This is a genomic window from Vibrio sp. YT-19(2023) (genome assembly GCF_033337395.1).
Genome location: NZ_JAWOQN010000038.1, coordinates 17,286 through 43,613, shown reverse-complemented (window position 1 = coordinate 43,613; position 26,328 = coordinate 17,286). Strand labels below are relative to the sequence as shown.

At 45.6% G+C, this 26,328-nt stretch carries 21 protein-coding genes; 14 read left to right on the top strand and 7 right to left on the bottom strand.

The window, feature by feature from the left end:
- Positions 1-95: 95 nt before the first annotated feature.
- The 3 genes from R7E78_RS20925 to argE form a co-directional block, all read right to left on the bottom strand.
- Entirely contained in the window at positions 96-635 is a 540-nt protein-coding gene (locus R7E78_RS20925; protein WP_005382791.1) for a PadR family transcriptional regulator, read from the bottom strand.
- A 425-nt stretch (positions 636-1,060) separates the two neighbouring features.
- Complete coding sequence (ppc, locus tag R7E78_RS20920; RefSeq protein WP_005381336.1) at positions 1,061-3,694, bottom strand: phosphoenolpyruvate carboxylase; 2,634 nt, start codon at positions 3,692-3,694, stop codon at positions 1,061-1,063.
- 272 nt (positions 3,695-3,966) lie between these two features.
- Positions 3,967-5,103 (bottom strand): acetylornithine deacetylase, encoded by a 1,137-nt coding sequence (gene argE / locus R7E78_RS20915; RefSeq protein WP_005381335.1) that lies wholly within the window; start codon positions 5,101-5,103, stop codon positions 3,967-3,969.
- Positions 5,104-5,247: 144 nt separating this feature from the next.
- Here argE and argC point away from each other — a divergent pair, with 144 nt between their 5' ends.
- The 4 genes from argC to argH all read left to right on the top strand — a co-directional run bounded on the left by argC (position 5,248) and on the right by argH (position 10,481).
- The gene (gene argC, locus R7E78_RS20910; RefSeq protein WP_262640711.1) at positions 5,248-6,252 is read left to right on the top strand and encodes an N-acetyl-gamma-glutamyl-phosphate reductase; all 1,005 of its coding nucleotides are present in this window, start codon (positions 5,248-5,250) and stop codon (positions 6,250-6,252) included.
- A 21-nt stretch (positions 6,253-6,273) separates the two neighbouring features.
- Positions 6,274-7,065 (top strand): acetylglutamate kinase, encoded by a 792-nt coding sequence (gene argB / locus R7E78_RS20905; RefSeq protein WP_005381333.1) that lies wholly within the window; start codon positions 6,274-6,276, stop codon positions 7,063-7,065.
- A gap of 84 nt (positions 7,066-7,149) precedes the next feature.
- The gene (locus R7E78_RS20900) at positions 7,150-8,364 is read left to right on the top strand and encodes an argininosuccinate synthase (RefSeq protein WP_005381332.1); all 1,215 of its coding nucleotides are present in this window, start codon (positions 7,150-7,152) and stop codon (positions 8,362-8,364) included.
- Positions 8,365-8,606: 242 nt separating this feature from the next.
- Complete coding sequence (gene argH / locus R7E78_RS20895) at positions 8,607-10,481, top strand: argininosuccinate lyase (RefSeq protein WP_005381331.1); 1,875 nt, start codon at positions 8,607-8,609, stop codon at positions 10,479-10,481.
- A 142-nt stretch (positions 10,482-10,623) separates the two neighbouring features.
- Here argH and R7E78_RS20890 read toward each other — a convergent pair whose 3' ends face one another.
- The 3 genes from R7E78_RS20890 to R7E78_RS20880 all read right to left on the bottom strand — a co-directional run bounded on the left by R7E78_RS20890 (position 10,624) and on the right by R7E78_RS20880 (position 13,721).
- Positions 10,624-10,956 carry a DUF3624 domain-containing protein gene (locus R7E78_RS20890; protein ID WP_250154372.1) on the bottom strand — a complete coding sequence of 111 codons (333 nt, stop codon included), beginning with the start codon at positions 10,954-10,956 and terminating at the stop codon, positions 10,624-10,626.
- Positions 10,957-11,329: 373 nt separating this feature from the next.
- Positions 11,330-12,802, bottom strand: a complete 1,473-nt coding sequence (locus R7E78_RS20885) for a dihydrolipoyl dehydrogenase (protein WP_262630462.1) — start codon at positions 12,800-12,802, stop codon at positions 11,330-11,332.
- A 190-nt stretch (positions 12,803-12,992) separates the two neighbouring features.
- Positions 12,993-13,721: a redoxin family protein gene (locus R7E78_RS20880; protein WP_005382781.1), complete on the bottom strand. Its 729-nt coding sequence runs from the start codon at positions 13,719-13,721 to the stop codon at positions 12,993-12,995.
- A 169-nt stretch (positions 13,722-13,890) separates the two neighbouring features.
- Here R7E78_RS20880 and oxyR point away from each other — a divergent pair, with 169 nt between their 5' ends.
- A complete protein-coding gene (gene oxyR / locus R7E78_RS20875) occupies positions 13,891-14,802 on the top strand; it encodes a DNA-binding transcriptional regulator OxyR (protein WP_005381326.1) in 912 nt (303 codons plus the stop codon).
- Positions 14,803-14,854: 52 nt separating this feature from the next.
- Here the strand turns inward: oxyR and R7E78_RS20870 are convergent, their stop codons facing one another.
- Positions 14,855-17,416, bottom strand: coding sequence for a penicillin-binding protein 1A (locus tag R7E78_RS20870; RefSeq protein WP_025768081.1), 2,562 nt, complete (start codon positions 17,414-17,416; stop codon positions 14,855-14,857).
- Between the two features lie 144 nt (positions 17,417-17,560).
- Between R7E78_RS20870 and pilM the strand changes: the two genes are divergently transcribed.
- The 9 genes from pilM (at position 17,561) to R7E78_RS20825 (ending at position 26,300) form a co-directional block, all read left to right on the top strand.
- Positions 17,561-18,577: a type IV pilus biogenesis protein PilM gene (gene pilM / locus R7E78_RS20865; RefSeq protein WP_017633531.1), complete on the top strand. Its 1,017-nt coding sequence runs from the start codon at positions 17,561-17,563 to the stop codon at positions 18,575-18,577.
- On the top strand, positions 18,561-19,136 hold the full coding sequence (locus R7E78_RS20860) for a PilN domain-containing protein (RefSeq protein ID WP_262640710.1): 576 nt from the start codon (positions 18,561-18,563) through the stop codon (positions 19,134-19,136). Before pilM ends, R7E78_RS20860 begins: the two co-directional genes overlap by 17 nt.
- Positions 19,129-19,722 carry a type 4a pilus biogenesis protein PilO gene (locus R7E78_RS20855; protein ID WP_033907305.1) on the top strand — a complete coding sequence of 198 codons (594 nt, stop codon included), beginning with the start codon at positions 19,129-19,131 and terminating at the stop codon, positions 19,720-19,722. Before R7E78_RS20860 ends, R7E78_RS20855 begins: the two co-directional genes overlap by 8 nt.
- Entirely contained in the window at positions 19,712-20,227 is a 516-nt protein-coding gene (locus R7E78_RS20850; protein WP_206954854.1) for a pilus assembly protein PilP, read from the top strand. The genes R7E78_RS20855 and R7E78_RS20850 overlap by 11 nt, the downstream gene beginning before the upstream one ends.
- 25 nt (positions 20,228-20,252) lie before the next feature.
- Positions 20,253-21,989, top strand: coding sequence for a type IV pilus secretin PilQ family protein (locus R7E78_RS20845; protein ID WP_318058202.1), 1,737 nt, complete (start codon positions 20,253-20,255; stop codon positions 21,987-21,989).
- A gap of 187 nt (positions 21,990-22,176) precedes the next feature.
- On the top strand, positions 22,177-22,695 hold the full coding sequence (aroK, locus tag R7E78_RS20840) for a shikimate kinase AroK (protein ID WP_005381319.1): 519 nt from the start codon (positions 22,177-22,179) through the stop codon (positions 22,693-22,695).
- Between the two features lie 31 nt (positions 22,696-22,726).
- Positions 22,727-23,827, top strand: coding sequence for a 3-dehydroquinate synthase (gene aroB, locus R7E78_RS20835; RefSeq protein WP_005381318.1), 1,101 nt, complete (start codon positions 22,727-22,729; stop codon positions 23,825-23,827).
- 52 nt (positions 23,828-23,879) lie between these two features.
- Positions 23,880-25,391, top strand: coding sequence for an SPOR domain-containing protein (locus tag R7E78_RS20830; RefSeq protein WP_206954853.1), 1,512 nt, complete (start codon positions 23,880-23,882; stop codon positions 25,389-25,391).
- Between the two features lie 69 nt (positions 25,392-25,460).
- Entirely contained in the window at positions 25,461-26,300 is an 840-nt protein-coding gene (locus tag R7E78_RS20825) for a Dam family site-specific DNA-(adenine-N6)-methyltransferase (RefSeq protein WP_005382762.1), read from the top strand.
- Positions 26,301-26,328: the final 28 nt, after the last annotated feature.

Genomic DNA, 26,328 nt, shown 5'->3' with positions numbered 1-26,328 from the left:
TGGCGCTGGACTAAACAAAGGCCCCCTTTTAGGGGGCTCACACAAAGCCACCTTCTTTAGAAGGTGGTAATTTACTTTATCAAAGCAAAAGGAGTTTAACCAATCACTTCAAGTTCAGTTAGAACTTCTTCTGCCCAAGTGATCCAAGTTTCACGTAACAGAAGGTTACGGCGAAGCGTTAGACGTTCTAGGCGAGCTTGTTTATCTAAAGTTGACGGCGTTGCGTAGTAAGCCGCTTCAATTTCTTTGTAGTGAGAAACCAGTTTGCGAGACTCTTCAACTAGCTCGGCGAGTTGGTCACGGAATGGAGCTGCAGGTTGAACGGCACATGCCATCAATTTCGCTGAAAACTCATCACGAACTGTTGGGTGTGCAGTTGGTTGATCAAACCACTCTCCTAAAGCGCTGCGACCAGCGTCTGTAATGGAGTAAACCTTGCGGTCTGGTTTGCCTTCTTGGGGTTCTAATACGCAAGTAACCAGTTCTTTCTCAGCCATTTTGTTGAGTTCACGGTACACCTGTTGGTGGCTTGCTTTCCAGAAGTAACCGATGCTAGCAGAGAATTCTTTAGTGATATCGTAACCGGTTGCGTCGCGAGTGCTAAGAACAGTTAAGATTACGTGTGGTAATGACATGTCTTCAATCCAAATGGTCAATAAACTTGTAAACAAGCTACTTATACTTTCAGCTGCGCTCTTACTGGCACTTGAGTTTTTTAATGTATAAGTAGCACCAACAATGTTGGTCCTGTCACCTTAAAGCCGTTTATCACCTAGAGAGATGGGGAGTCCCATCAAGGCTGGAGCAGGTATGATTGGATTTATGAGCTCTCAGCAGGCAAGTAGTATATAAATAATAAGCATGAAGTGGAATAGTAGGACAAAATTACCCTAAAAAACTAACATAATAATCAATAGTGTTAGCTTGTGGTTTTTTATTCTTTTATTTTGGTATTTTTTGGGTCTCTAGTGGTGTATTTAACTGCTTTTGTTTTGTTGCGATTATCCTGTGATAAAAAAAAGCTGAGCATTTGCCCAGCTTTTTATTAAAAATGAAACGATTAGCCTGTGTTGCGCATACCAGCAGCAATGCCAGCAATCGTCACCATCAACGCTTCTTCCAAGTTTGCAGAAGCTTCTTCGGTTTGACGCGTGCGGTATAGTAGCTCTGCCTGTAGCATATTCAATGGCTCAACGTAGATATTGCGTAAGCGAATCGACTCGAGTCCCCAAGGGTCATGCTGCATCAAGTTTTCATTGTTCTCTACATTCAGTACCGCTTTGATGTCTTCTTGAAGCTGAGCACGAAGTTTTTCACCGAGTGGACGGAGCGACTCATCCACCAATCGCTCATCGTAGTAGCGAGAGATATCAATATTACACTTCGAGTACACCATCTCTAGCATGCCGAGACGAGTAGAGAAAAACGGCCATTCGCGGCACATCTCTTCGAGCAATGCTTGGTGGCCTTTATCGATCGAGTATTGAATCGCTTCACCTGCGCCTAGCCATGCAGGAAGTACCAAACGGTTTTGACTCCATGAGAAGATCCACGGGATTGCACGTAAGCTTTCTACTCCGCCCTTAGGGTTGCGTTTTGCAGGACGAGAACCAAGTGGCAACTTACCGAGTTCGAGTTCTGGTGTTGCTTGGCGGAAGTAAGGCACGAAATCTGGCTCGCCACGAACCACATTTCGGTAAGACTCACAGCTTACTTCTGATAGCACTTCCATCAAGTCGCGCCATTCTTGTTTTGGCTCTGGTGGCGGTAACAAGTTGGCTTCCAGAATCGCACTTGCATATAGGTTAAAGCTGTTTACTGCGACATCTGGGAGTCCCAGTTTAAAGCGGATCATCTCGCCTTGCTCTGTTACACGTAAACCGCCTTTCAAGCTTTTTGGTGGTTGCGACAAAAGCGCAGCATGCGCAGGTGCGCCACCGCGACCGACTGTGCCCCCACGACCATGGAATAAAGTTAGCTCAACGCCTTCTTCTTCAGCCACTTTAACTAACGATTCCATCGCATGATACTGAGCCCAACCTGCAGACATAACACCTGCATCTTTCGCTGAGTCAGAGTAACCAATCATGACCATCTGGTGGTTTTGGATAAAACCACGGTAAAGGTCAATCCCCATAAGCTGCTTGATGACCGATTCTGCGTTGTTCAAATCGTCTAGCGTTTCGAACAGAGGACACACATCCATGCGGTAAGGGCAACCAGCTTCTTGTAGCAGTAGATGAACGGCTAGTACGTCAGAGGCGGTACGTGCCATTGAAATAACGTAAGCGCCAAACGCTTCACGCGGTTGTGCTGCAACAATCTTACAGGTATCCAAAACCTCTTTGACGGGTTCAGACGGTTCCCAATCACGAGGGAGAAGCGGACGTTTAGATGCCAGCTCGTTAGTTAGAAAAGCAATCTTATCTTGCTCGCTCCATTGTTCGTAATCACCAATACCTAAGTAGCGAGTTAGTTCAGACAAGACGTCTGAGTGACGCGTGCTCTCTTGGCGGATATCAAGACGTACAAGATGGATACCAAATGCTTTTACGCGGCGTAGTGTATCCAGTAATGAGCCGTTGGCTATTACCCCCATGCCACATTCGTTTAGTGACTGGTAGCAGGCATACAGCGGTTCCCAAAGTTGCTCGACTTTTTGCAGTGGTGCTTTAACAGCCAGCTTTTGACCGTGGATCTTAGCATCGAGAATATCTTTGGTTTCATTGAGCAGAGTGCGTAATTGCTTCAGGATCGCACGGTATGGTTCGTGCTGATCTTCGCCAGCAAGTTCACGGACTTGATCGTTTGAAACTGTCATTGACAGCTCGCTGATCAACTCGTTGATGTCATTGAGATAAAGATCGGCGGCTTTCCAACGAGACAATAGTAAGACTTCACGCGTAACGTTGTGAGTAACAAACGGGTTACCGTCACGGTCACCGCCCATCCAAGAGGAGAAGTGCACTGGGCGAGCATCAATGGGTAAACCTTCTCCAAGGTAAGATTTTAGACGGTCATTCATCTCACGTAGGAAGTCCGGTACCGCTTCCCATAGCGAGTTTTCAACGACCGCAAAGCCCCACTTTGCTTCATCCAACGGAGTAGGGCGTTGTTGTCGAATCACGTCTGAATGCCAGCCTTGGGCAATCAGTTGCTCTAGGCGGCGTTCGGTTTTTCTGCGCTCTTTAGAAGAAAGATCGCTTAGCTCCAACTTTGATAAGCACTCGTTTATCTTGACCAGTTTGTTGATCATCGTACGGCGCGTAATTTCTGTTGGGTGAGCCGTCAATACCAATTCAATATTTAGATCACGAACCGCTTGGGCAGTGTCCAGTTTGCTCACATCGTTTTGTACCAGTTTAGAAAACAGCGAGTTAATCGCGTCTGGTTCGCAAATGTGCTCTTCACAATGGCGTGAAATCGTGTGGTATTGCTCAGCGATATTGGTGAGGTTTAGAAATTGGTTAAACGCGCGAGTAACGGGCGTTAGCTGCTCATCAGGTAGATGTTTGATTTCTTCGATCAAGCTGTCCCTGTCTGCTTGATTCCCTGCTTGAGCTGATTTGGATAATTTACGAATGGTTTCCACTTTCTCGAAGATTTCTTCGCCATGGGCATCGCGAATGGTGTTACCCAATAAGTGGCCTAACATGCGCACATTACTTTTGAGTGCGGCGTATTTCTCGTTCATTGTCGTCCTGCCTCGTAAAAAAACTACATCCATTGTCCTTGTTAAGACTCCAATCTAGCGAAAAGCACCAGTTATAGTCAAATAAAGCAGACTAAGTTTGCAATTATTCCGCTGTCTCCTGATTTAGAGCAAATTTACGGCAGCCATAGAGTAAGAAGTGAAAATTAATTACAAAATAACAAGTTAAATAAGTGTTAAGACTAGCGCTAAATTGTGAAGATAAAAAGATGCAGCTCAATCGAGCTGCACAGACTTTCGAGCTTAAACGCGTATTAACAGCAGTACTTGACCATCGCCTTTGAAAGCACATCAATTGTGGGGTCGATAAAGTCGAAGGATAGAAACTCATCCGGTTGATGGGCTTGGTCGATTGACCCAGGGCCGAGCACCAAGGTTGGACACAACTGTTGTAGAAATGGTGCTTCAGTACAGTAGTTCACGGTTTCTGAACTGGTTTGGCAGATCTCTTCAACACCACCGATAAATGGGTGGTCATGTTGGCATTCGTAACCCGGAATAGGCTCATGCAATGGAATAATCTCCAGTCTCCCAGGCCATTTCGCTTCGACTTCTTTTAATGCTCCGCGCAACATGTTCTCTAAACCATCAAGGCTAATGCCGGGAAGAGGACGCACGTCGTAATGCAGCTCACAGCAACCACAAATACGGTTAGCGCTGTCACCACCGTGAATGTGTCCAAGGTTTAGGGTAGGGCTTGGAATGGCAAAACCCGGATGGTGATATTCTTTAATCAATTTGTCACGCAGTTGCATCATGGCGAACATGACTTCATGCATGATCTCAATAGCGTTAACGCCAAGCGCTGGGTCCGATGAATGACCGGACTTGCCTGTTACGCGAATGGCATTTGCCACATGCCCTTTATGACCTCGAATTGGCACAAGGCTGGTGGGTTCACCAATGATGCAGTAATCCGGCTTAAATGGGGCGTTTGCTGTGAAATGTCGCGCGCCCAACATGGTGGTCTCTTCGTCACAAGTGGCTAATACGTAAAGTGGTTTGCTCTGCTTGCTCCAATCGACTTTCTTCACTGCTTCATAAATAAAGGCGAAAAAGCCTTTCATGTCTGCTGTGCCTAAACCGTAGAAGCGGTTGTCTTTTTCCGTCAGTTTATGCGGATCAAAATTCCATCGTCCTTGATCGAATGGTACGGTATCACTATGGCCAGCAAGTAAAAGGCCACCTTCTCCCTCTCCCATACGTGCGATCATATTGTGCTTGCCTGGCTCGACTTCGATCACTTCAACGCTAAAACCCAGATCTTTAAACCAAGATGCGAGTTTTTCGATGACTTTTGCATTGCCCTGATCCCAGCTCGGATCCGTGGAGCTGATAGAAGAGGTGCTGATGAGTCCTTCATAGACCTCTAGAAAAGTTGGTAATTGCATGGATTCTTCAAATCTCCTGTTGACAGACAGACCACAAAAATGTAAAACACATATTAAATCATATTTAATGAATAAAAAATCAAAATAAAGCAAAAATTAAATATGAATAGTCATTTGAGCCTTTAAGTATATGGATGTCACACAATGCTAAAAACCACGATTATTGGAGCCAGCGGTTACACCGGCGCAGAGTTAGCGTTAATGGTTAATAAACACCCACAACTCACGCTATCAGGTTTATACGTTTCCGCCAACAGTGTTGATGCGGGAAAGAGCATCGCGCAGCTGCACGGTAAGCTAGCGGGCATCATTGATATGCCAGTTTTACCACTAACGGATCCACTGCAAATCGCTCAAGAATCGGACGTGGTGTTTTTGGCAACGGCTCACGAAGTCAGCCATGACTTAGCCCCGACTTTCTTGGAGGTAGGCTGTCAGGTATTCGATTTATCGGGTGCATTCCGTGTGAAAAGTGAAGGCTTTTACGACACTTTTTATGGCTTCGCACATCAACATAACAACTGGCTAGATAAAGCAGCATACGGCTTAGCAGAGTGGAACCAAGAATCAATAAAAACCACTCCTTTGATTGCAGTAGCAGGTTGCTACCCAACCGCTTCACAGCTTGCAATCAAACCTTTATTAGAACATGCGTTGCTTGATACCAACCAATGGCCAGTGATCAACGCAACCAGTGGTGTATCAGGTGCAGGGCGTAAAGCCTCCATGGTTAACAGCTTCTGTGAAGTCAGCTTGCAACCCTATGGTGTATTTAACCATCGTCACCAGCCAGAGATTGCTCAGCACTTGGGTTGCGATGTGATTTTTACTCCGCACCTCGGCAACTTTAAACGCGGCATTCTTGCCACTATCACCATGAAGCTTGCGCAAGGAGTGACAGAATCACAAGTGGCACAGGCGTTTGAACAAGCTTATCAAGGCAAGCCTGCGGTGCGTCTTAAAGGCGACGGTATTCCACGTATTCAGGATGTCGAAAATACCCCTTTCTGCGATATCGGCTGGAAGGTACAAGGCGAACACATCATTGTGATTTCAGCTATCGACAACCTACTTAAAGGTGCATCGAGTCAAGCGATGCAATGTCTCAATATTCATTACGGTTACCCAGAACTGACAGCGTTGCTGTAGTCGTTGAAAGAGGGAAATGCGATGACGCAAACCAATCAAGCTCCTTTAGTCATTAAGCTAGGTGGTGCAGCTCTATCATGCACTCAAACCTTAAGCCAACTTTTTGGTGCCATTGCGGCTTACCAAAAATCGGCACAGCGACAAATCGCCATCGTTCATGGCGGTGGCTACCTAGTTGATGAGTTGATGGCAAAGCTTCAGCTTGAAACCGTTAAGAAAAACGGTTTACGCGTAACGCCTTACGATCAAATTCCTGTGATTGCAGGCGCGCTTGCAGGCACTGCGAATAAGTTACTTCAAGGTCAAGCGATTGCGGACGGTCTTAACGCTGTGGGCCTTAGCCTTGCGGATGGTGGTTTGTGTCTTGTTGAAGAACTTGACCCAGAACTCGGCGCGGTAGGCAAAGCATCACCGGGTGACTCAGCACTATTACAAGCGGTGCTAAACACAGGTGCACTGCCGATCATCAGTTCAATTGGTTTAACCAAAGATGGCCAGATGATGAATGTGAATGCTGATCAAGCAGCAGTCGCGGTTGCGGGCGCATTAGATGCGGAGTTAGTCCTGTTATCAGACGTGAGTGGTGTACTAGATGGAAAAGGCCATTTGATCAAAACCCTGTCAGAGCAGCAAGCTAACTCGTTGATCGATGGACATGTGATCACCGATGGCATGATCGTCAAAGTTAAAGCCGCTTTGGAGGCCGCCAATGATCTTGGCCGTCCAATTGAAGTCGCGACCTGGCGTTACCCAGAAAAATTAGCACAGTTATTCGCTGGTGAAAGTATTGGTACTCAATTCTTGCCTCAATAAGCATCAGCAAAAGAATTCAATATTAGGAAGTCGTAGTTGGCACTGACCGCCGAGCGCAGCGCCAGTTAAGTTTGGAGAAAAAACATGAGCAAAGTGAACGTAAATAAAGTGGTAGTCGCATACTCAGGCGGTCTAGATACTTCAGTAATTATCCCGTGGCTAAAAGAGAACTACGACTGTGAAGTAGTGGCTTTCGTTGCCGATGTTGGTCAAGGTGCCGAAGAGCTAGAAGGCATTGAAGCGAAAGCAAAAGCTTCTGGTGCTTCTGAGTGCTACATCGCTGACTTGAAAGAAGAAATGGTCGCAGACTACATTTACCCAACGCTAAAAACCGGCGCGTACTACGAAGGTAAGTACCTGCTAGGTACATCGATGGCGCGTCCAATCATTGCCAAAGCGCAGGTTGAAGTGGCACGTAAAGTGGGCGCGGACGCTCTGTGTCATGGCTGTACAGGTAAAGGTAACGACCAAGTACGTTTTGAAGGCGCATTCGCAGCACTAGCACCGGACTTACAAGTGATTGCACCTTGGCGTGAGTGGGACCTAGTGAGCCGTGAAGAGTGTTTGGATTACCTCGCTGAGCGTAATATTCCTTGCTCTGCGTCTCTTACTAAGATCTATTCACGTGATGCAAACGCATGGCACATTTCGACGGAAGGCGGCGTTTTAGAAGATACGTGGAACGCACCAAACGAAGACTGCTGGGTGTGGACTGTCGACCCAGAGCAAGCGCCAAATGAAGCGGAATACGTCACGCTGAAAGTAGAAAAAGGTGAAGTGGTCGAAGTTGATGGTGAAGTAATGACACCATACAACGCACTGGTTTACCTAAACGAGAAGGGCGCTAAGCACGGTGTTGGCCGTATCGATATCGTGGAAAACCGTCTTGTTGGGATGAAGTCTCGTGGTTGTTATGAAACACCGGGAGGCACCATCATGATGGAAGCGCTGCGTGCTGTAGAGCAGCTTGTGCTAGACAAATCATCATTCGAATTCCGTGAGGAGCTAGGTCTAAAAGCGTCTCACCTTGTATACGATGGCCGTTGGTTTACGCCACTATGTAAATCGATCCTTGCCGCTTCAGAAGAGCTAGCGCAAGACGTTAACGGTGAAGTGGTTGTTAAGCTCTACAAAGGTCAAGCGACAGTGACGCAAAAACGTTCTGACAACAGCTTGTATTCAGAAGAGTTCGCGACTTTTGGTGAAGATGAAGTTTACGACCAAAGCCATGCAGGTGGGTTTATCCGTCTTTACTCGCTATCAAGCCGTATTCGTGCATTGAACAGCCAGAAGAAATAATCCCTTAACATCCATCTTGGATTGAATAAAGACCCGCCATTTATAGGCGGGTCTTTTGGTTTCTAAAAGCGGGTATCTAAATTTTGTTTGAATATATATGTAAAAATATTGAATTTATACTTTATTTTTTATCGAAATTGCCGTAACGTTGACCCATAAGAAAAAGTGAGCAAATGACCATCAAATTGGTTACTACTCATTCGAGAACGTTAGAGTAAGCAATAGTCATCAGGAGAGACGCAATGGCATTATGGGGCGGAAGATTTACCCAAGCGGCAGACACCAGATTTAAAGAGTTCAATGATTCGTTGCGTTTTGACTACCGATTGGCTGAGCAAGACATCGTAGGTTCAATCGCATGGTCTAAAGCTCTGCTTTCTGTTGATGTGCTATCGGCAGAAGAACAGCAAAAACTGGAACTTGCTTTAAATGAGCTGAAGTTAGAAGTGATGGAAGACCCTCACCAAATTCTTCGCTCTGATGCAGAAGATATCCACTCTTGGGTTGAACAGCAGCTAATCAGTAAAGTGGGAGATTTAGGTAAAAAACTCCACACTGGGCGTTCTCGGAATGACCAAGTCGCCACAGACTTGAAACTTTGGTGTCGTCAGCAAGGTCAGCAATTATTGATTGCTTTAGATCGCCTACAAGCACAAATGGTCCATGTTGCTAAACAGCACCAAGGCACCGTATTGCCAGGCTATACTCATCTTCAGCGTGCTCAACCTGTAACCTTTGCTCACTGGTGCTTGGCTTATGTTGAAATGTTCGAGCGTGACTACTCTCGTCTGAATGATGCCTTACAGCGTCTCGACACTTGTCCACTTGGCTCGGGTGCTTTAGCGGGAACGGCTTATCCGATTGATCGCGAACAGTTAGCACATAATCTCGGTTTCCACCGTGCTACGCGTAATTCACTCGATTCGGTTTCAGATCGTGATCATGTGATGGAACTGATGTCGGTGGCGTCGATTTCTATGCTTCACCTTTCTCGTCTTGCAGAAGATATGATCTTCTACAATTCAGGCGAGTCAAACTTCATTGAGTTAGCGGACACGGTGACATCTGGTTCGTCATTAATGCCACAGAAGAAAAACCCAGATGCACTTGAGTTGATCCGTGGTAAGACAGGGCGTGTCTATGGCGCATTATCGAGCATGATGATGACAGTTAAAGCCTTGCCATTGGCGTACAACAAAGACATGCAGGAAGATAAAGAAGGGTTGTTTGACGCTTTAGATACATGGAACGACTGCATGGAAATGGCAGCTCTGTGTTTTGACGGTATTAAAGTGAATGGCGAGCGCACACTAGAAGCGGCGAAACAAGGTTACGCAAACTCGACAGAGTTAGCTGATTACCTAGTGGCGAAAGGCATCCCATTCCGTGAAGCTCACCACATCGTCGGTGTCGCGGTCGTTGGTGCTATTGCTAAAGGTTGTGCGCTAGAAGAGCTGTCTATCGAAGAGTTAAAAGCCTTCTCAGAGGTCATTGAAGCGGATGTGTATGACATTCTGACTATCGATTCGTGTTTGGAAAAGCGTTGTGCTTTGGGTGGTGTTTCGCCTCACCAGGTCGCTTACGCGGTAGAACAAGCGGATAAGCGCCTGAGCCAGCGTGACAGCTCGGCGGTGAAAGTGCGTCCTGCACGTTTGACGGACATTGAAACGTTGGAAGGTATGGTTGCTTACTGGGCGAACCTTGGTGAGAATCTTCCGCGCTCTCGTAATGAGCTCGTGAGAGATATTGGCTCTTTCGCGGTGGCTGAGCATCATGGTGAAGTGACGGGTTGCGCTTCTCTATATGTGTATGACTCAGGGTTGGCTGAAATACGCTCTCTTGGTATCGAAGCGGGCTGGCAAGGCCAAGGGCAGGGCAGTGCGATTGTGAACTATTTGGTTGAGAAAGCGCGCCAGATGGCGATCAAGAAAGTCTTTGTTCTAACGCGAACGCCTGAGTTCTTTATGAAGCAAAGCTTTTTACCGACATCGAAGTCATTACTGCCGGAGAAAGTTCTGAAAGATTGCGATCAGTGCCCACGTCAACATGCATGTGATGAGGTAGCGCTTGAGATCAATTTAATGGAGCAAGTGATCCAAAAAACGCATGTGGCATGAACTGAAGTTGTGGAGTGATTTTATTAGCATTCAATGACATAGTCATTTTCCTGCTTACTTACATCAGTATTCGCTAAAAAAATCGAAAAAATTTGGAACCTTTGAGAGGAAGCCCGGTCTATTAAAGTACCACTGCTTTTTCTTAGAAGAATCTAAGAGAGCCCCAGAACTGACATTGGTTTTGGGGCTTTTTTCTATCTGTCACTTTTCTCTTTTTTATTCGTCTTTTTTGTCCCCGTCGACGCTGCCAAGGCAAGATGACAAAACGCATCCATAAGTGTAAAAACAACAAAACGTTGAAAGCGAAGCCGGCAAAGATCAAAGCGATCGACTCGATGCTTTGTGGATCATCTTTGAGCGTAAACCACCATACAATCCAACACAGTACAGAAAGTACCGTCAATTGATCCAAGCATCGTTGGCAACGTCCAAGTTTTTTCCAAAACCAATGTTCTTCGCAGCGGCGACAAGTCATAGTGTTTTCCAAACCATTAGTGTTGCTTCAGATTATATATCTAACTATATGGTGGAAAGCGTTTCTTGTACCGGACTTAGAGCGCTATGACACAACCAAAAATGGAAAGTTAGCTTTGTAAAAGCTTTGTGGCACGTAATTGATGTATGGTGCTCTGTCAGTCTTTAACAGGAAATATAATGATGTCGACAGAGTTGAAACTTGCGCTAAGTATCGCTGGTGGGTTCTTTATGATCGGTGTTGTCGCGATTTGTATGGTCAGTCGCTATGCAATGATGGCAGCGTAAGAGAGATTTTATTGCGCCGAAGTAGCAAAGCAAAGCCTCGTTGATGACGAGGCTTTGCTTTATATTTAGATAGAAGCCTGAAAGCGTTAGCAGCCAGGGCCGCAGTCAAGACAATGTTTCACCATTTCTGGCCCTAAGTGTAGTTTTGCATTCAAATCACGTAGAGCGGTGCGGACGCCTTCTTCAATCACTGGGTGATAGAAGGGCATATCTAACATCTCAGAAATCGTCATCCTATTTTGGTGCGCCCATGCTAAAAGGTGAGCAAGATGCTCTGCATTCGGGCCCATCATTTCTGCACCTAAAAAACGTCCAGTGCCTTGCTCTCCGTAGACATGCAGAATGCCTTTATTACGAAGCATGACGCGCGAACGTCCTTGATTTTCAAACGAGACTTCACCGGTTGCGAAACATCCACATGTGCCTAGACGTGTTTCTAGTTGTTTATATGTTTCGCCAACCATAGCAATTTGAGGGTCGGAGAACACGGCTGAAATTGGTGAGCGACGCAGACCCGCACGAATATCTGGGAAACGGCCTGCGTTGTCTCCAGCAATACGGCCTTGGTCAGCGGCTTCGTGCAGCAGTGGAATTTGGTTACTTGCATCACCTGCGATGAAGATGCTCTCTACCGAAGTTTGCAATGTATAGTGATCCGCCGTTGGTACGCCACGTTCATCGAGAGCCACATTGGTGTTCTCGATCGCCAGCTTATCGACGTTTGGACGACGACCCGTTGCGGCCAATACGTAATCGACAACGAAAGTTTCTAATTCGCCATCATGGTTGATGAATTGGATTTCGACCTTGTCTTCGCCGTCATTGTCTGACGAAGCAATGCGTTTCATGCTTTCGACTTTTACATTTGCATCAAGGTAGAACTCTTCCTTAAAGGCTTTATCTGCATATGCCATCACCTCTGGGTCTGTCAGTGGGCCCACTTGTCCTCCAAGGCCAAAGAGCTTCACGTTCACCCCTAGGCGGTGTAAAGCCTGACCCAATTCAAGACCGATGACTCCTGGGCCAAATACTGCCACGGACTCTGGTAAGTCATCCCAGTCAAACACATCATCGTTAATCACTAGGCGATCACTCAGTTCATTCCAAGCTGCCGGATATGCTGGACGAGATCCTGTCGCAATAACAATGCGCTGTGCGGTGACCTGAGTATGATCATCTATGATGAGAGTGCGGTCATCGGCAAACTTCGCGTAGCCCGATAGTTTGTCTTCAGCGGGAATATCATCGACACTTTCAAGCACAAAGCCAACAAAACGATCGCGTTCGCGCTTTACACGATCCATAACTTCTCGTCCGTTAATTCGTACTTCACCTTGCGGGTGTATCCCAAATCCAGGTGCTTTTTCGATTTGATGAACACTTTCTGCTGCCGCAATTAACAGCTTAGACGGCATGCATCCGACACGAGCACAGGTTGTTCCGTAGGGACCGCCCTCAATCATTACTACGCTGTTGGTATGAGCTTTTGCTGCTCGATAAGCACCAAGACCAGCCGTACCGCCACCAATAATCGCTACGTCGACATTTACTTGTTTCATCGTGAACTCTCGCTTTTGTTTTAAGCCAAGCTAGCTACATTGAGCTTGGAGAGTGAATTGGATAGTTGAATCTGGATAAGTAGTCACCTTATTGGCAGATGACTACTTATCTAGACTAGTAGAAGAAGTGGTTTAGGGTTGGCCTCCGAGCCAAAGGCACCGGAGACCGAGGGTGTAGGCTTTGGACAGCTTAGCCTAGATACGCTTCTAGCTCTTCGCTACCGCCGATGTGCTTGCCACCGATAAAGACTTGTGGAACAGTCGTGCGACCAGATATAGCTCGTAGACTAACTGTTGTTGCGTCTTTACCCAGAATCACTTCTTCATATTGAAGACCGTGGTCAATCAGATTTTGTTTCGCTTTCATACAGAAAGGGCAGCCTGGTTTAGTGAACACCGTGATGGATTCTTGCGTTTTGTAGTCAGGCGCTATGTAGTTCAGCATCGTATCTGCGTCTGACACCTTGAATGGGTCGCCTGGTTCGTTTGGCTCAATGAACATTTTTTCCACTACGCCATCTTTTACTAGCATGCTGTAACGCCATGAACGTTTGCCAAAGCCGATGTCGTTTTTATCCACTAACATACCCATGCCATCGGTGAATTCACCATTACCATCCGGGATGAAGGTAATGTTTTCTGCTTCTTGGTCTTGTTTCCATGCATTCATCACGAACGTATCATTGACCGAGACACAAATAATCTCATCCACTCCGTGCTCTTTAAATACAGGGAACAATTCGTTGTAACGAGGTAGATGGCTTGATGAACAGGTTGGAGTAAATGCACCTGGTAAGCTAAATACGATAACGGTCTTACCTTTAAATAGCTCATCGGTCGTTACATTCACCCAAGAGTCACCTTGACGGACTGGAAAAGTAACTTGAGGGACTTGTTGACCTTCTTTAGATACAAACATAATGATTTCCTTTAACTATTTTAAATTATGCGTATAGAGCTTAGCGTTTTTCGTCGCTCTGTTTCGTTTTGTTGAGCCCATTATTGTAAAAATTCTTTGATAGCTCTAATCGTTTGGTGTTATGGTTTTGATAGGTATTAGCTATTGTTAAAGAAGCGAAGCGTGAATTATGAATATTCGAGATTTTGAGTACTTAGTTGCACTTGCGGAACATAAGCACTTTCGCAAAGCGGCAGAGGCATGTTTTGTTAGCCAGCCAACATTGAGTGGGCAAATTCGTAAACTAGAGGATGAACTCGGGACCACGCTTTTAGAGCGAAGCAGCCGACGTGTTTTGTTTACCGATTCAGGGTTACAGCTGGTGGAGCAGGCTAAACGCATCTTAAGTGAAGTGAAAACCTTCAGAGATATGGCAAGCGGTCAAAGCGGAGCCATGACTGGACCGATGCATATTGGTTTCATCCCGACGGTTGGGCCTTATCTACTACCCAAAATTCTGCCGCAGATAAAAGAAGCATTTCCTGAGTTGGAACTATTTCTGCACGAAGCTCAAACACATCAATTAGTGCGTCAATTGGAAGAAGGCAAACTAGATTGCTTAGTTTTAGCTTCGGTTGATGAAACTGCGCCATTTAAAGAGATCGAAGTGTATCAAGAGCCATTAAGTGTCGCAGTGCCATGTGACCACGAGTGGGCCTCTCTCGACCATGTTGATATGTTGGAGCTGAATGGTAAAACCGTTTTAGCGTTGGGAGACGGCCACTGTCTGCGAGATCAAGCGTTAGGTTTTTGTTTTGCCGCTGGTGCAAAAGACGATGAGCGTTTTAAAGCCACCAGCTTGGAGACGTTACGCAACATGGTTGCTGCCGGTGCGGGGATTACGTTATTGCCTCAGCTTTCTATCCCTAATGAGAAGCAAAAAGATGGCGTATGCTACGTACCAGCTGTTAACCCAACCCCCTCGCGTAATATCGTGCTCGTATACCGTCCGGGCTCACCATTACGAGCTAGGTTTGAAGCTTTAGCAGCGAAGATTAAAGAGGTGTTGGCTTCTTATCCATCATTGAATGCTGCAGCATAAAAAGCAGAAATAAAAAGGGAGAGCTTGATGCTCTCCCTTGTGCTTTTGTGATTTAGAACAGTTCTTCTGCGCCAGAACCTGAAGAATAAATACTATCTTCTAAACGGTCGCCAGCGTATTCGGTAGGCTCCGTGCCTTTTTCAAAGTATTCGAACATTGATGTGCTATCTACCTTGTGCGTTAGCATACCGCTGTTGCGATCAATACGAACTCGAATAATATCCTCTGGAATATTTTTACCTTGCTCCGGCGTCCCTTCTAGCGCAACACGCATGAAGTCAATCCAAGCAGGCTCTGCGGTTTTCGCACCCGACTCGGCACCAGAAATTTGGCCTTGCCCTAGGTTGCTGTTAACAGTGGTGCGGCCAAGTGCACGTGAGTGATCATCAAAGCCAACCCAAGCTATCGCAACGACACCAGGTCCATAGCCATTGTACCAAGCATCCTTGGAATCATTCGTTGTACCCGTTTTACCTCCGATATCACGACGACCAAGTTTTTGCGCGCGCCAGCCTGTACCATTCCAACCTGTGCCTTCACGCCAGTTACCGCCACCCCAAATGTTGCTGTACATCATCTCACGCATTAAGAATGCATTCTGTTCAGAGATAACTTGCGGTGCATATTGAGGTTCATCATTTTCAAGGGCATTGTCTGTTGCAAGGCCGTCAATTGCGACGTCTTGTTCGCCAAATTCATCAGCGTAGCGATTTTCTGGCTGCTCGCTCATTTGTGGACAATCCTTATGACAAACACTCTTTGGATTGGCTTTAAACAGTACTTCACCGAATGCATCTTCCACGCGTTCTACATAGAATGGTTCAACGTAATAACCACCGTTCGCAAACACAGAGTAACCTTGTGCCACTTTCATTGGTGTTAAGCTGCCAGCTCCGAGTGCGATGGTCTCTGAGCGCGGTACTTGGTTAATATCAAAACCGAAACGAGTAAGGTACTGACGTGTCTCCTCGAGGCCAACTTCACGGAGTGTACGCACTGCCATGACGTTTTTTGATTGAGCTAAGCCGAGGCGAAGACGCGTTGGACCACCATAAGTTGGTGGTGAGTTTTTTGGTCGCCAAGCTGAACCCGAACCTGCATCCCACTTGTTAATCGGCGCATCGTTAATCAAAGTGGCTAGAGTCAGCCCTTTGTCAATTGCTGCCGAGTAGATGAAAGGCTTGATACTTGAACCAACCTGACGTACTGACATGGTTGCACGGTTAAACTTGCTGTGAACAAAGTTGAAACCACCAACCAGCGACAATATCGCGCCATTTTCTGGGTTCATCGCAACAAACGCGGTGTTTGCTGTCGGCACTTGGCTCAGTTTCCAGCTCAGTGTTGTGTTGTCATCTTCATCGGTTTCACTTACTTCGCGAACCCAAACTTGTTGACCTGTCGCTAGCACATCATGCGCTGACTTTGGTGTTGAGCCTTGGCGGTTATCAGTAATGTACTTACGTGCCCAGTGCATTCCAGTCCAAGGGATGGTTTGCTCTTCATGGTTCTTAACCCATACTTGCGCCGTCTTATCATCGACTTTCGTCACAACCGCAGGGTAAAGGTCACCATAAGTTGGCTGTTTCTTCAGGTGCTTTTCTATTTGCTCATTGCCCCAGGCTGCTTCCCCTTCTTTCCAAAGCACACTTTCTGCACCACGGTAGCCATGACGTTCATCGTATGACAAGAGGTTATTTACCGCAGACGTATTTGCAGCATCTTGCAGTTTAGAATCCACAGTCATGTAGATATTCAAGCCAGAGGTGTAAGCTTCTTCTTCACCGTACTCTTTTACTGCCCATGCACGAGCCAACTCTGCTACGTAAGGCGCTGAAAGCTCAATCTCAGCGCTATGATAACGCGCCACAATAGGCTCATTGCGTGCTTCGTCATACTGCTCTTGTGTAATGTATTTCTCATCAAGCATTCGCATTAATACAACGTTACGGCGTTTTGTTGCGCGCTCAAGAGAGTAAATTGGGTTCATGGTTGATGGCGCTTTTGGCATACCAGCGAGTGTTGCAATCTCACTTAACGTCAATTCATCAAGGCTCTTGCCAAAATACACTTGAGCGGCAGCACCAAAGCCATATGAGCGGTAACCAAGGAAGATTTTATTGACATAAAGCTCCATGATTTCTTGCTTACTTAAAAGCTGCTCAATATGGATAGCAATAAAAATCTCTTTAATCTTACGCATGATCTTCTTCTCATTAGATAAGAAGAAGTTACGAGCTAGCTGTTGCGTAATCGTACTTGCACCCTGTTTAGCCGAGCCTGAAACCGCAACAACAACCGCTGCACGAGTGATGCCGATAGGGTCGATACCAGGATGCTCATAGAAACGACTATCTTCGGTTGCGATGAGCGCGTGAATTAAGTCTTGAGGAATTTCGTCATAAGTAACAGGAATACGACGCTTTTCACCGAACTGTGCGATCAGCTTCCCGTCTTGACTAAACACCTTCATAGGTGTTTGTAATTCAACGTCTTTTAGAGTTGCAACATCTGGCAATTCAGGCTTCACGTACTGATAGAAGCCAAATATTGTGGTGACTCCAAGAATTATGCAAATCAATGTTAAAAATAATAAACGCTTTATGAACTTCACCGGAGAATCCCTGATTGGTTGAGGCTGTGTAACGGCAAACCCTTGTACTCTTAGGTCAAAAATTTAGCACATAAGAGATATTAACTCTTATTTGGATGCTAATAACAACCTTTGCACGAAGAAATTTCGGAGCGAGAGTAAGAGATGGATAAGCTAATCGTTACCGGCATCGATATAGGCCATAACAGCCTCAAAGCCGTAGTACTTAAACCCACAGGCAACAATTACGCTCTGTTGGGTTACAAAGAAATATTACTAAAGGAAGGTATTGTCGCTGAAAATAACACCATAAATCATCAAGAAATTGTAAAGACCCTCAAGCAGATAAAAAAAGAACTGCCTTTTGGTGCTAAAAAAGTTGCGATCTCAGTTCCTGATAACTCGGTAATTAGCAAGAAACTGCAAATAGAACAAAATCTTGAAGAGAGTGAAGTTGAGTTTGCAGTGATACAAGCCTTTTCTCATCAATCGCCATTCCCTGTCGAAGAGCTGAGTTTAGACTTCGTTCGTCTTCGCGCTGAGGGCGGGCAGAGTGGCAGTGATAGCTATCAAGTGTTTGCGACAAGAAAAGATGTGGTAGAAGGCCGAGTCGATGCATTACAAAAGTCCGGACTAAAACCTGTTTTAGTGGACGTGCATTCGCAAAGCCTTGGTCATATCTGGAAGCTCACCGCCGATCGCTTTCCTGACAAAAACAAATACTGCTTACTCGATATTGGCACCTTATCGAGCTCCTTCACCATGTTTACCGAACAAGGTGAACTGTTTCACAAAGAGTTTGCTTACGGCACACGCGGAGCAAACAGCGCTTCTCCAGTCGATTTTCTGTCCGATGATGCTCAGGAGAAAACAGAGCTGTTTAACCGTCAAATCGTAGAGCGAGTAAAGCGCCAGATGCAGCTCTATACCTCAATCAATGGCTCACAAAACATCAAGGGTATCTGGTTATCAGGGGAGGGGGCCTCCACTCCCATGCTCGTAGAAGAGTTGTCTCAACAATTGTCGTTAGAGTGTGAATTGCTAAATCCGCTAGGGCTATTTGAGATGAAGGTGTCTAAGCGTAAGCGTCGTGCTGTGGATTGGCAGCATTTCTCAACAGCAGCCGGACTGGCCGTTCGTGGCATTCATTGGCTAGGAGGCGCCCGTGCTTTATCGCATTAATTTACTTCCTTGGCGAGAGAATCAAAGAGAAGAGCACCGACGTCGCTTCATCAGTTTGGTCGCATTAGGCATGTTGGTCGCTGTTGGCATCCAGTGGGGTATTGGAAAGTTTTTTGAGTACCAACAAGATCAACAACAGGAGCGGCTCGATTACCTCACTCACTACATTGCCGAACTCGACCAGCGTATTGAAGCAATGAAAATTGCAGAGCAAGAGTACAGCAAAATCCTCGAACGTCTAAAGGTCGTTGAAGGTTTACAAAACGGACGAAACAAAACGACCGAGTTCATGAACTTAATGCCTGCCGTTATCCCTGAAGGTGTATATGTCGACAAGATCAAAATGAATGATCTGGAAATTGAGATCTCTGGGATCTCAGATAGCACTCCAAAACTTGCCACGATGCTGGACAACATGGAGCGCTCGGCCAAGTTGAACGACGTAGAAATGCATTCCATCGTTCACGGCAAAGCCCGTTTTGGGAAAGAGTTTCAAACATTCAAAGTGTCTTTCATGTTCAAAGTAACGGAGAAGAAATTGGAGGCTCAACGTGGTTGATTGGCAGGATCTCGAAATAGATGAAATGGCCGAGTGGCCATTGTTGCCCCAGATTGTAGTAATCGCGCTTCTGATCATGGCGATTCAAGGCTTAGGTTATTGGTTTTACCTTAAACCGAAAGAAGAACAGTTGAATCACTTGATCCAGCAGGAGCAGACACTCAAGGTGGCATTGAAGATCAAAGCGAACAAAGTGGCAGCGTTGCCTCAGCTTCAATCTCAATTGGATGAACTTACCACTCGTTACGAGTTATTACTGCAACAACTGCCTGCGCAAAAAGAGCTGGCTACAATGCTCGCTTCAGTGAATGAGCTTGGCATCGACAATAAGCTGACTTTCACCCGAATCGACTGGGGCGAAAAACAATCAGAGCACTTCCTTTATCGTCTTCCTTTAAACATAGAGTTAACGGGCGACTTTCATGACATCGGCCATTTTTCTCAGGCAATAGCGACGCTACCTCGAATCATCACGTTTAAAGATGTGACTTGGCAACGTGTCAGCCAAGAGAGCGAAACCCTGCACTTTCGGGTGCGCGCTAACACCTATCAGTTTAAGCCGGAGGAGACGAAAAATGACAAGTAAGTCTTTGTTGTTGGTATTGATGGGTTCTCTATTGATGGGCTGCCAGGCGAATGATGAATCATTGACGGATTTTATTCGAGGAGTGGAAACACAGGCGCGTCGAGAGGTCGAGAAGCTTAAGCCCGCAGACAAGTATGTTGCAGTCACGTACGCACCGGAAGTACAGCGTGCACCCTTTGAATTACCCAAAGAAGCCATCATCGCGACTCAGCCAGTTGCAAGAAAAGATTGTTGGCAACCGCCCTCAAGAAGGCGAACTGGAAAATTAGAAAAATTCCCATTAAGCCAATTACGTTTGAAAGGGGTCATGGGCATGGATAACACGGTTTCTGGCCTCGTTCAGGCTCCCAATGGCACCGTCTATAAAGTTAAGCCGGGTCAATACCTCGGACGCAATAATGGCAAAGTGACCCATGTCAGCCACTCCTATTTGTTGATTAATGAAACGTTGCCCGACGGCTTAGGATGTTGGCAAAAACGTAAAGTTAAGTTGGCTTTGAGATAGCCCCATTTATTTTTGATATTGAGTAATGAAAATGAGACAAGGATTAACACGTACACCAAGGATACTTACTGGGCTCTTCTCCTTATGGTTGTTTGTATTTTTAGCCCCTTTAGCGGCAGCTGAAGAAGTTTCGTCCAATGCCCTAAAAAGTATCGACTTTCGAACTAATAAAGATAAAGACGCCGTGATTGTTGTCGAATTAGCGTCACCGGCTGCGATTGTAGATATCAAGCGTGTACAGGAAGGGTTAAGTATCGATTTGCTTAACACTTCAGTAAAAGACGAGCAATTGTATCTCCTAGACGTGAAAGACTTTTCGACTGTGGTTGAGAGCGTAGAAGTGTTTCGCGACACCTCGACGACGCGCTTGGTTGCGCACATCAATGAAGAATACATGCATGATTACCGTTTAACGGGGCGTTTTTTGGAAATCAAAGTAGCGAAGATCAAACCCAATGAGAAAGCCCCAGATAAAAGCATTTTAGAAAGAGAAGGTAAGCTTATTTCGATTAACTTCCAAGATATTCCTGTGCGAAACGTCTTGCAGCTTATTGCTGATTACAACCAATTCAATTTGGTTGTCTCCGACTCTGTAGAAGGCAACCTCACGCTTCGTCTTGATGGTGTCCCTTGGCAGCAAGTGCTGGATATTATTTTGCAAGTTAAGGGGTTAGATAAGCGTGTTGATGGCAACGTGATTTTAGTTGCTCCGACTGATGAGCTGGACTTGCGTGAGAAGCAGCAGTTAGAAAAACAAAAACTGACGGAAGAAATGGGAGAGCTTTCATCTGAAATCATCAAAGTTAATTTTGCTAAAGCATCAGACATTGCGGAGATGATCAATGGTGAAGGAAATATCAGCATGCTGTCAGAGCGCGGCAGTATGACCATTGATGAGCGAACTAACTCGTTATTGATTAGAGAGTTACCTGAAAACATCGAGGTGATTCGAGAAATTATTGAGTCTTTGGATATTCCAGTTAAACAGGTTCAAATTGAGGCGCGTATTGTGACCATCAATGAAGGTAACATGGACGAGTTAGGGATTCGTTGGGGTTTTACGTCTATTAATGGCAGTAATACAGTGGGCGGTTCTATTGAGAACAACCTCGCCACGATCGGTCTCTATAATGGAGAAGGGGGTGATGACGGTGATGGAGTAGGGATCGATGACTTCCTAAATGTAAACTTAGCTGCAACCAGCCCGAATGCGACCAGCATTGCTTTTCAGGTCGCAAAGTTAGGTTCAGACACCTTGTTGGATCTTGAGCTTTCTGCTCTGCAACAAGAGTCTAAAGCTGAGATTATCTCGAGCCCACGTTTGATCACTACCAATAAGAAGCCTGCCTATATTGAACAAGGTACAGAGATTCCTTATCTTGAGTCATCATCAAGTGGTGCAACGACGGTGACGTTCAAAAAGGCGGTATTAAGTTTGAAAGTGACCCCGCAAATCACACCGGATAACCGCTTAGTGTTGGATTTAAGTGTCACGCAAGATAGACCTGGACAAGTCGTGAAGACAGGCACTGGTGAAGCTGTTGCGATTGATACTCAACGTATCGGGACGCAAGTGTTAGTGAATAACGGTGAAACGGTCGTTCTTGGTGGTATTTTTCAGCACAGCATTACTAACTCGGTGGACAAAGTACCTTTGTTGGGCGACCTGCCGCTATTAGGTGCTCTTTTTCGTCGAAGTTATGAGAATGTTGGCAAAAGTGAGCTGTTAATTTTCGTCACGCCTAAGGTGGTGATTCAGTAGTTCTGTCTCGGGAAAAACTGATTAAATCAAAAATAAAGTTGCAATAGTGGCACCATGCTTGGATAATTTCGGGTCTTATCACGAATTATCTGTGAGGAACTGGTGCCACAAGCCTTGTAGAACAGCAGTTTAGCTGTGTTTTCTTGTGGCGATCTTATTGAATCAATGTTGTAAATTACTGCTAAACATGGCTGAGAAACGTAATATTTTCCTTGTTGGCCCAATGGGCGCCGGCAAAAGTACAATTGGTAGACATCTAGCACAGCAACTGCATATGGAGTTTGTTGACTCCGATACAGTGATCGAAGAACGCACTGGTGCAGACATCTCTTGGGTTTTTGATGTAGAAGGTGAAGAAGGCTTCCGCAAGCGTGAAGAAGCGGTACTTGAAGACCTAACACAAGAGCAAGGCATCGTGCTTGCGACTGGCGGTGGCTCTGTTAAGAGCAAAGAAAACCGCAATCGTCTTTCGGCACGTGGTGTTGTTGTTTACTTAGAAACGACGATTGAAAAGCAACTTGCGCGTACAAACCGCGACAAGAAGCGTCCTTTACTTCAAACGGATAACCCTCGCGAAGTATTGGAGCAATTAGCTGAAGAACGTAATCCTTTATATGAAGAAGTAGCGGATTACACTGTTCGCACTGACGATCAAAGTGCAAAAGTGGTAGCCAACCAGATCGTAAAAATGCTAGAAGAGAGATAAGTCTTTATCTTTTTTTAATTGGAGCAAACCGATGGAACGGATTACGGTCAACCTAGCTGAGCGTAGCTACCCAATCTCTATTGGCGCCGGGTTATTTGAGGACCCGGCGTACCTCTCTCAAGTTCTCTCAAACAAAAATGCAAAACAAAAAGTTGTTGTGATCAGTAATGTCACAGTGGCACCTTTGTATGCAGACAAAATTTTAAAGCAACTCGAGCAGCTCGGTTGTAGTGCATCCTTGTTAGAATTGCCTGACGGTGAACAGTACAAAAACTTGGATGTATTTAATCAAGTAATGAACTTCTTACTGGAAGGGAGTTATGCTCGTGATGTTGTGATCATCGCGTTAGGTGGTGGTGTTATTGGCGACCTTGTGGGTTTTGCGTCTGCCTGTTACCAGCGTGGGGTCGACTTTATTCAAATACCGACCACATTACTATCCCAAGTGGACTCTTCGGTTGGTGGAAAAACCGCGGTGAACCATCCGTTGGGTAAGAACATGATAGGTGCGTTTTACCAACCTAAAGCCGTGATCATTGACACCAACTGCCTGTCGACGTTGCCTGAACGTGAGTTCGCTGCGGGTATCGCCGAAGTCATTAAGTACGGCATTATTTACGATGCGGATTTTTTTGTATGGTTAGAAGACAATCTTGAGCGCTTGTATGCGTTGGATGAAGAAGCACTAACTTATGCGATCGCACGTTGCTGTGAAATAAAAGCGGAAGTGGTGGCTCAGGATGAGAAAGAGTCGGGCATCCGTGCTTTGCTTAACTTAGGTCACACCTTTGGTCATGCGATTGAAGCGGAACTTGGCTATGGCAATTGGCTGCATGGTGAAGCGGTATCTTCCGGCACTGTTATGGCGGCTAAAACGTCGCATCTACGCGGTCTGATCTCGGAAGAGCAATTTGAGCGTATTGTTGCGATTTTGCGTCGTGCAAAACTGCCTGTGCATACTCCAGACAGTATGAATTTCGATGACTTCATCAAGCACATGATGCGAGATAAGAAAGTCCTCTCTGGTCAATTACGATTGGTTTTGCCTACAGGCATTGGCACTGCCGAGGTAATTGCTGATACGACGCAAGACGTACTCAAACAGGCGATAGACTTCGGTCGCGATATTTAACCTTGTAATGGCGCCTTTGGGCGTCATTCTTGTAGTGTATTAAGGTTATTAGATGAGTGTTGCTCACGTACTGGAATTAGATTCTCAAATCGAGTTGCTTGATAGATTAGGTCTACTGACTAACTTTGGTTCCAATCTCATTGCGATTAATGGTCATGATGGGTACGGGAAATCTTGGCTAGCGCAGCGATACCTTGAAGTGGGTGCCAGTAACAAGAACCAATGTTTGTTACTTTGTCATTCTAATCAAGACGATGTGCAGCATCGCGTCCTTATTTTGAGTCAACTGGTTTCAGACGCATTGTTTAATCAGCAAGAGCCTTTACTTGATAGCCTTGAAAGGCTTTTAGGTGATGAGCCGTGTGACATTGCAATTGTTGTAGATGATGCGCATTTATTGAGTGAGACACTTATCTCTGAGCTTTGGATGCTGGTCTTAGAGGCGCACCATAAGCCAAATTGGACCATCAATATCCTACTGTTTACACAGTCTGGACGTTTAGAAGGTTTGCTAGCACGTCTCAGTTATGGACAAGAGATAAAGCCTGTTGAGCTTGATATTGATATGTTGTCCGAAGTGGAAGCTCGTCGTTTCTTTGAGTCACTTGTTGCGCGCTACGTCGATGATGAGTCTGAGAAACGGGTTAGAGATGCATTTAAAAAAGTCGACCCAGTACCGGGTGACATCATGGCGTTAGGAGAGATGAAAGTGGAAAAAAGGATCATTATCCGCTCGATTGTCGGTTCACCCCTGAATATTGCGTTGGTGGTATTAGTATTACTGTTGCTTGCTGCGGGTGGCTATTGGTGGATGCTTAGTCAACCAAGTCCTGATGATAAAGCGCAGCAAATTGCTGGCGGTTTAGAGCAAACGGCTATTCCAACTTTTGAAGAGTCAGTAATCAGTGCAGCGCAATCTTCACTGCAACCTGTAACCGATGGCTCTAGCAGTCTTGATAACTCTGGTGCGGTTGATGATTCTGATTCATTACCGCCAGCAGTGACAGAAGAAGTAGCGAGCGTAGGCAGTGATGACAATCAACAAAGAGTGGTGATTGAGTCGAATGTGGTCGATGCATTGCTTGAAGGTAAAACTGATTCAGCAGACACAAAAGCGATTGATGACGTCGTAGGTACTGAGAAAACAGAAACCGCCGATGAAACTAGCTCTCCTTTGATTAAAGTCGTAAAACCGAATCAAGATATGGCGCAAGCACCTGCTCAGTCAGAAGAGGGTGAGGCAAACCAACCTGTTGTGAAGTTTTCATTTGCTCGTGAAGAACTAAAAGCGCTATCGCCAAGAGCTTATACTTTACAACTCGCAGCTATGACCTCAATGGAAGATGTACAATCCTTTCTCAATGAGCATAAACTGAATAATCAAGTGCGAATTTATCCTACCGTTCGTAATGACACCGAGTGGTATATCATCACATATCAAGATTATCCGACAATTCAAATGGCTCGTGATGCCGTCGCAAGCTTGCCAGATTCGGTTAAGTCGGTGAGTCCTTGGGCAAAATCACTCCGTCAGGTTCACCGTGAAATTGAACGAGTGAAATAAACCTGAGCTTCCCTGAAAAATATGTTACATTCCGCAGCCTTAATTTTTGGTCGATAGATAGAGCAGTAGATGAAAAAGCAACGAGCCTTTCTTAAATGGGCAGGAGGAAAATACGGACTGGTTGAAGACATCCAACGTCATTTGCCGCCGGCTCGAAAGCTAGTTGAACCTTTTGTTGGTGCGGGCTCAGTGTTTCTGAATACCGATTATGACCATTATCTACTTGCAGATATCAATCCAGATTTGATCAATCTGTACAACCTGCTGAAAGAACGCCCTGAAGAGTATATCTCTGAAGCGAAGCGTTGGTTTGTCGCTGAGAACAACCGCAAAGAAGCCTACCTACACATTCGCGCTGAATTTAATAAAACCGATGACGTGATGTACCGCTCTTTAGCGTTTTTGTACATGAACCGCTTTGGTTTTAATGGCCTATGCCGTTACAACAAAAAAGGTGGCTTCAATGTACCGTTTGGCTCTTACAAAAAGCCGTATTTCCCTGAGGCGGAATTGGAGTTTTTTGCAGAAAAAGCCAAAAAAGCTACGTTCGTTTGTGAAGGTTATCCTGAAACATTTCGTCGTGCGCGCAAAGGTAGCGTCGTGTATTGCGATCCACCTTATGCGCCGCTTTCAAATACGGCAAATTTCACCTCATACGCAGGTAATGGTTTCACGTTGGACGACCAAGCTGCATTAGCCGACATTGCTGAAAGAACAGCGACTGAACGTGGCATTCCTGTGTTGATTTCTAACCACGACACTACCTTGACACGTCGGTTGTATCACGGTGCGGATCTTAATGTGGTAAAAGTAAAGCGTACCATTAGCCGTAATGGTAACGGTCGTAATAAAGTTGATGAGCTACTTGCGCTTTTTCATGCCCCAGACATGGATAAATCAAGCTCTTAATTCTCACACTATTATATCTAAATAGTGG